This window comes from Microcystis sp. LE19-195.1E (assembly GCF_027532095.1).
GTDB lineage: Bacteria > Cyanobacteriota > Cyanobacteriia > Cyanobacteriales > Microcystaceae > Microcystis > Microcystis aeruginosa.
This window is the reverse complement of the sequence record NZ_JAPZSZ010000015.1, coordinates 1-7,365: the sequence shown is the minus strand read 5'-3', so window position 1 is coordinate 7,365 and position 7,365 is coordinate 1. Positions and strand designations below refer to the sequence as shown.

5 protein-coding genes and 1 pseudogene are annotated in these 7,365 nt (G+C 43.7%); 4 read left to right on the top strand and 2 right to left on the bottom strand.

Annotated features, from left to right (window positions below):
• Positions 1-123: pseudogene (locus O9300_RS01255) on the top strand (IS630 family transposase); the annotation flags it as partial.
• Positions 124-448: 325 nt separating this feature from the next.
• Complete coding sequence (locus O9300_RS01250; RefSeq protein WP_287969569.1) at positions 449-1,411, top strand: protochlorophyllide reductase; 963 nt, start codon at positions 449-451, stop codon at positions 1,409-1,411.
• 232 nt (positions 1,412-1,643) lie between these two features.
• Here the strand turns inward: O9300_RS01250 and gltS are convergent, their stop codons facing one another.
• Complete coding sequence (gltS, locus tag O9300_RS01245) at positions 1,644-2,852, bottom strand: sodium/glutamate symporter (RefSeq protein WP_287969568.1); 1,209 nt, start codon at positions 2,850-2,852, stop codon at positions 1,644-1,646.
• A gap of 357 nt (positions 2,853-3,209) precedes the next feature.
• A complete protein-coding gene (gene dnaK / locus O9300_RS01240; protein ID WP_147071262.1) occupies positions 3,210-5,114 on the bottom strand; it encodes a molecular chaperone DnaK in 1,905 nt (634 codons plus the stop codon).
• 360 nt (positions 5,115-5,474) lie between these two features.
• Between dnaK and O9300_RS01235 the strand changes: the two genes are divergently transcribed.
• Together O9300_RS01235 and O9300_RS01230 are read left to right on the top strand one after the other, a co-directional pair.
• The gene (locus tag O9300_RS01235) at positions 5,475-6,656 is read left to right on the top strand and encodes an RtcB family protein (RefSeq protein WP_287693525.1); all 1,182 of its coding nucleotides are present in this window, start codon (positions 5,475-5,477) and stop codon (positions 6,654-6,656) included.
• Between the two features lie 218 nt (positions 6,657-6,874).
• Positions 6,875-7,365, top strand: a 491-nt coding sequence (locus O9300_RS01230; RefSeq protein WP_287969567.1) for an RNA-guided endonuclease InsQ/TnpB family protein, incomplete at its 3' end; no start/stop codon positions are given.

Sequence of the window (7,365 nt, the reverse complement as noted above, 5' to 3'; positions counted from 1 at the left end):
CGAGAATTTGAAAATAAAGAAGAACTGGAAAAAGTAGTCAATCAGCTTTTAAATGAAGGGGGATTGATTATTAAATGGAGTAGAAAACTTAAAAATAAGGGTAATGCTGTCAATGTAACTTAAATGCGTAAAAGCTTACTTACATGGTAGCTATTTGGCCTGAGTAGGTCAAGACCCTTACAAGAAGAAGTTATTCGAGATTTTGTCAGGAGACTGGACGCTTATTTTTAATCGTGCTTCGTGTCACTGAGCCTTTACATTGAGCCTTTACATTGAGCCTTTACATTGAGCCTGTCGAAATGTGTCGAAGTGCTGTTTTGTATTGGCGCTTGGTTTCATCCCGTCGCTTTTAGGGACGGGATGAAACCCCGACATTTGAGATAAAATTTATAATCGGAATCCCTTGGATATTCCCTAGACCAGAGCGATTAACGAAAACTATCAAAAAATGGTACAAGATAAAAAACCCACGGTGATCATTACTGGGACAACTTCTGGAGTCGGTCTCTACGCCGCTAAATCCCTTGCTCAAAGAGGTTGGTTTGTGGTTATGGCCTGTCGGGATATCCCGAAAATGGAACAGGCGGCCAAGGAATTGAACATTCCCCGGGATAACTACTGTATTGAATTTATCGACCTCGGTTCCCTCGATAGCGTCCGGCGCTTCGTTAAAAATTTCCGGGCCTTGGGCAGACCCCTAACCGCTTTAGTCTGCAATGCCGCTATCTATCTGCCTTTGCTCAAAGAACCCTTAAGAAGTCCCGACGGTTATGAATTGAGCATGGCCACCAATCATTTAGGTCATTTCCTGTTGTCGAATTTGCTCTTGGAAGATCTAAAAAATTCTCCCTCTCCCGACCGCCGTTTAGTCATTCTCGGCACTGTCACCCATAATCCCGATGAATTAGGCGGTAAAATTCCTCCTCGTCCCGATTTGGGCGATTTGGACGGGTTTGCCAAGGGTTTCAAAGAGCCGATTACTATGGCCGACGGCAAAAAATTTGAATCGGTCAAAGCCTACAAAGATAGTAAGGTGTGTAATGTTCTCACCATGCGGGAACTGCACAAACGCTATCACGAATCGACCGGAATCACTTTTACTTCCCTCTATCCGGGTTGTGTGGCCGATACACCCCTTTTCCGCAACCATTACCCCTTTTTCCAGCAGTTTTTCCCCTGGTTCCAGAAAAATATCACCGGTGGCTATGTTTCCCAAGAATTAGCCGGGGAAAGAGTCGCTATGGTGGTTGCTGACCCCGAATACCGTCAATCCGGTGCTTACTGGAGTTGGGGCAATCGTCAGAAAAAAGAGGGTAAATCCTTTGTTCAAAGGGTTTCTCCTCAAGCTCGCGACGATGAAAGAGGGGCAAAAATGTGGGAATACAGCGCTAAATTAGTCGGATTAGCCTAATTTCTGATTTTGAGCCTGAAAAAGGACACAAGGGAACTTGTGTCCTACCGAAGCGGGGAGCGCTGGAGCAGCAAGAAACAATCCATAACTGGGTTTTTAAAGTTCGATTAGCAGTTAATCATATTATTAAAAACGGATTTGGTATTATTCCGATTTTACTGCAAGCTTTTACCAATCTTGACGGACAAGATTAGTCAACTTTCCTCAATAATCACTTGATCGGTAAAAATTTTTAAGTCAGAAAATTCAAAAATTGCTGGATGATAAAAGCATTAGACAAATCGATAAAAAATGCCCCCACCAAAGGAACAATAATAAATGCTTGGGGAGAAGCCCCAAAATGTTCCGTCACCGCGGTCATATTGGCGATAGCTGTGGGAGTTGCCCCTAGAGTTAAACCCAAATAACCGGCGCAAACTACTGAAGCATGATAGTTTTTTCCCATTACGGGAAAGACCAGTAAAACAGTATAAATAATACTGAGTGAGAACTGCACTAATAACAGGATAGCAATCGGTCCGGCCAAATCGATCAATGTCCATAATTGTAAACTCATCAAGGACATAGATAGGAATAAACCGAGACTAACATCAGAAATTAAGGCTAAAGAGGGCGTATTAGCGGGCCAAGGAAAGCGTTTCAACACAAAAGGTACGGTATTAGTCAGGATAATTCCTGCCAATAAACAGGTGACAAAATCCGGTAATTTTAAACCAAGGGGAGTTACCCAGTAGTTAATCTGATTACCTAAACCGATAGTTAAACCAATCACTAAGATTGAATGGAGCATGGTATTGTAATCGATATTGACATTCCTCTGGCTTTGTTTAATTCCCACCGTTAAATCTTGGTCTTGATTATTGGTTCGCAGTCGATTTCTAGTAATTAACCATTTAGCCACCGGTCCGCCAATAATTCCCCCTAAAACTAGCCCAAAAGTAGCACTAGCTACACCGATTTCTGATGCTTTGGCGATGCCATAATTATCACGAAAAATAGAAGCCCAAGCAATGGCAGTCCCGTGACCCCCACTCAAAGAAACGGAACCAGCAATCAAACCGATGGGTAAATCTAATCCCATCACTTTTGCCACTCCTAACCCAGCTAAATTTTGTAGAATGAGATAAACCACGGCGGTTATTAATAAAATTAGCAAGGGTTTACCTCCTTGCAGCAGGGTTTTTAGTTTTGAGGATAGCCCGATAGTAGTAAAAAAAACGATTAACAGGGCATCCCGAACATTAAGGGTAAATTCGATTTGCCATTTAAAAACAGCAAAAAATAGACCGAAAAATAAGGAAGCTAAGACACCACCGACAACGGCATCAGGAATGTTATAATCTTGCAGAAATTTGATATTTTTGGTTAAATACTTACCGAGATAGAGGACTAGAATAGCCATAATAATTGTCTGGCGTTGGCTAAATTGGTAAATTTCCATTTTCTTAATCTTAGTTCTCCAAGATGCTCTACTTAGGGTTGGCGGCAAAAAGTACGGGCGAAGCATTCGGATAGAAAATCTACGGTTTCACCGATAGGTTATTGCCCGAATGCTTCGCCCCTACAGGACGCGGGCCGATGAAGACGCAAGGTTTTGAAGCACGATTCTCTCAAAATCCTGCACCTGTTTCGCTCGTAAAGCCACAAAATCCCTACCTTGCCTACATTTCACATTTATTCAGCAGACCCTACTTAAGTTTAGTCCTAATTTTCAGTAACAACCTTATCTGTAAGAAAGCCGCAATGAAAAAAGGACACAAGTTAACTTGTGTCCTTGCCGAAGCTATGAACTTAATTTTTATTTAGCGTCGGAGAATTCCGCATCGATGACATCATCGCCACCACCAGCACCACCAGAGGGGCCATTGTCATCATTGCCACCGGTGGGATTACTAGGGGCCCCTTGCTGATACATACTGCTACCGATCGCGTAGAGGGCTTGTTGTAATTCCGGTAGGATGGTTTTGATCTTACCATCATCGTCTTGAGCGATCGCTTCTTTCAGATCTTTAATCAATGCCTGGGCTTTATTTTTCTCGGATGGGGGAACCTTATCGCCCAACTCGGCTAACTGCTTCTCAGCTTGATAAACGAGGGAATCAGCTTGATTTTTGCGTTCAATGTGTTCACGACGTTCCTTATCGACCGAGGCGTTCGATTCTGCCTCATTAACCATGCGTTCCACTTCATTTTGGGGCAAGGTAGAAGCGCCGGTGATGCTGATCGATTGTTCTTTTCCTGTACCTTTATCCTTAGCGGTGACATTTAAAATACCGTTAGCATCGATGTCGAAGACCACTTCGATTTGAGGCACACCACGAGGAGCGGGAGGGATACCATCGAGTCGGAAAGTTCCCAAACTCTTGTTATCTTTGGCCATTTCCCGTTCCCCTTGCAGGACGTGGATTTCCACGTTAGTTTGTCCATCTACTGCCGTGGAGAAAACTTCCGATTTTTTGGTGGGGATAGTGGTGTTGCGGGTAATAATCCGCGTCATCACACCGCCGAGGGTTTCCACACCCAAAGACAAGGGCGAAACATCAAGCAGAAGAATATCTTTGACTTCACCAGCGAGGACACCACCTTGAATAGCGGCACCTACGGCTACCACTTCATCGGGGTTAACGCTTTGGTTAGGATCTTTGCCCAGAACTTTTTTAACTAATTCTTGAACGGCGGGAATCCGGGTTGAACCACCGACGAGAACCACTTCATCGAGGGCAGATTTATCGATTTTGGCATCACGGATGGCATTTTCGACGGGAATCCGACAGCGATCGATTAAATCAGCGCAAATTTCCTCAAATTTAGCTCTGGTTAAAGTGGTATCTAGGTGTTTTGGTCCTTCGGCGGTAGCGGTGATGAAGGGCAGGTTAATTTCCGCTTGGGTAACGCTAGAAAGTTCAATTTTGGCTTTTTCTGCCGCTTCTGTGAGACGTTGCAGGGCTTGTTTATCTTGACGGAGATCTATTCCTTCAACTTTTTTGAATTCTCCGGCTAAATAATCGACGATTTTTTTATCGAAGTCATCACCACCGAGATGAGTATCTCCAGAGGTAGCGAGAACTTCAAAGACACCATCACCCACTTCTAGAACCGATACGTCAAAGGTTCCCCCACCCAAGTCAAAAACGAGAATGGTTTCGTTAGCTTTTTTGTCTAATCCGTAGGCAAGAGAGGCGGCAGTGGGTTCGTTGATAATGCGGAGAACTTCAATCCCGGCAATTCTCCCTGCATCTTTGGTGGCCTGACGTTGGGAGTCATTAAAATAAGCGGGTACGGTGATGACTGCTTGGGTAACGGTTTCGCCGAGGTATTTACTGGCATCTTCCACCAGTTTCCGCAGTACCTGGGCGGAAATTTCTTCGGGGGCGAATTGTTTGCCCTGGGCGGGACAGTCTAATTTAACGTTGCCGTTGCCGTCTTGGAGAGTTTTGTAGGATACTTCTGTGGCTTCGTTGGTAACTTCGTTGAATTTCCTGCCGATGAAGCGTTTGACGGAATAAAAAGTATTTTGCGGGTTCATTACCGCTTGACGTTTGGCGATTTGTCCTACTAGGCGATCGCCACTTTTGGCGTAGGCGACGACTGAGGGCGTGGTTCTAAATCCTTCGGCGTTGGCGATAACGGTGGGTTTGCCCCCTTCCATAACCGCGACGCAGGAGTTAGTCGTCCCTAAGTCAATTCCAACTACTTTTCCCATAATCTTTGTGCTGCTCCGATACAACTATAGTGACTTCTAGAATCGGAACTGTACTCGGTTTTTAGGCGATACCCACCCCTATCAGTTCCTTCGTTATCTCTATAGTGCAAAATAACCCCGCTTTCTCGATAGTGTAGGTATCCGAACCTTTTTGGTAGTATTACAGTAGTCGGTAAACCTGCGGTGAAAGTCAAAAATTCTCCCGGAGGGCAGTCTGAACGAGTAATTTAGATAGTCAACAGCTTATCCTCTGTGTTAAAACACGATCACTGATAACAATTTATTCAATTCATCGCAGAATCTCAATTGCCTTATTATCTTGGTTGCATCAGCTTTTGACCTGATTATTTCATAAAAACTATGGCTTACGAAACTCTGGATATTTCCACACAGACACCGATTTTATCTTGGGCGGGGCATGAATTGGGACCCCAAGAAACCCAAATGGTCAAAAATGTCGCTTCCCTACCTTTTGTTTATAAACACATTTCTTTAATGCCCGATGTTCACTTGGGTAAAGGCGCTTTAGTCGGTTCGGTGATTGCCACCAAAGATGCCGTAATTCCTGCCGCCGTCGGAGTCGATATCGGTTGCGGCATGGCCGCCCTAAAAATGCCTTTTACTGGCGAACAATTGCAGGGAAAACTCAAAAAAATTCGCCTCGATGTGGAAGAAAATATTCCCGTCGGTTTTGCGGAAAATAAAGAAGTGGATCGGGAAGTAACTAAATGGCCAAAATGGGCGGAATTTAAACAGATTCATCGAGGCGTGCAGAACCTAGAGAAAAAAGCCCTTAAACAAATGGGTTCTCTGGGGGGTGGTAATCACTTTATCGAAATTTGTTTAGATACAGACAATCAAGTTTGGTTAATGCTCCATTCCGGTTCTAGAGGTATTGGTAATCAACTGGCCCAATGTCATATTGATACGGCCAAAGAGTTAGCCAAACTAGCAGAAGGTAAATTACCTGACCTCGATCTGGCCTACTTTGTTGCCGGTACAGAAGAATTTGCCGCCTACTGGCACGATCTACAATGGGCCCAGGAATATGCCCGTTATAATCGGGAAATTATGATGGCTAGATTTAAACGCATTGTTGAAAAACATCTAGCGGGAGGCAAACCAACTAAACCCCTCTTAGTAGTTAATTGTCATCACAATTATGCCGAAAAAGAAATTCATTTTGGGGAGGAGGTTTATGTCACCCGAAAAGGAGCCGTCCGCGCCAGAGAAACCGATTATGGTATTATCCCCGGTTCCATGGGAGCCCAATCTTATATTGTTAAAGGCAAAGGGGAACATAATAGCTTCTGTTCCTGTTCCCACGGGGCCGGGCGCTTGATGTCGAGAAATCTGGCTAAAAAAACCTTTACTCTTGATGATTTAATCGCCCAAACCCAAGGGGTTGAATGCCGCAAAGATGAGGGCGTTATTGATGAGATTCCGGGAGCTTATAAACCGATCCAACAGGTGATGAATCAACAGGCTGATCTAGTGGAAATTGTCGCCACTCTCAAGCAGGTGATGTGTGTCAAAGGTTAAAAATCATGGCAAGAGCGATCAATTTTTATCTTTTTTTCTCTAGCATGAAAAAGATAGGAATTGATCGAGGATTATAAGCGATGAGTCTGACTATTGCTGCCGAATTAGCGCAAATTCCCGCCCATCATCGAAAATTTGGGTCTGAAACCCCGTCGTTCTACGACGGCTTTGCTGTTAAATCTTAGCGCATTTACAAAATATGTGTTAGAATGTGAGACATGGAAAAAGCCTATTCGTTTCGATTTTACCCAACACCCGAACAAGAGTCGCTATTGCGGCGCACCTTGGGCTGTGTAAGATTAGTTTACAATAAAGCTCTCCATCTCAGAACACAAGCATGGTACGAAAGACAAGAAAGAGTAGGATATACTGAAACTTCTTCAATGCTAACCGATTGGAAAAAGCAAGAAGAATTAGAGTTTTTAAACGAAGTTAGCTGTGTACCTTTACAACAAGGGTTAAGACACCTACAAACAGCTTTTACTAATTTCTTTGCTGGTCGTACTAAGTATCCTAACTTTAAGAAAAAACATCAAGGAGGAAGTGCCGAATTTACCAAATCAGCCTTTAAATTTAAAGACAAACAAATCTATTTAGCCAAATGCACAGAACCTTTACCTATTCGATGGTCAAGACAAATACCAGAAAGCTGTGAACCAAGCACAGTAACAGTCAGATTACATCCTTCTGGACGTTGGCATATCTCAAT

Coding starts and splice junctions, on each gene's coding strand:
- O9300_RS01250 (WP_287969569.1), top strand. CDS start 449: ATGGTACAAGATAAAAAACCCACGGTGATCATTACTGGGACAACTTCT.
- O9300_RS01235 (WP_287693525.1), top strand. CDS start 5,475: ATGGCTTACGAAACTCTGGATATTTCCACACAGACACCGATTTTATCT.
- dnaK (WP_147071262.1), bottom strand. CDS start 5,114: ATGGGAAAAGTAGTTGGAATTGACTTAGGGACGACTAACTCCTGCGTC.
- gltS (WP_287969568.1), bottom strand. CDS start 2,852: ATGGAAATTTACCAATTTAGCCAACGCCAGACAATTATTATGGCTATT.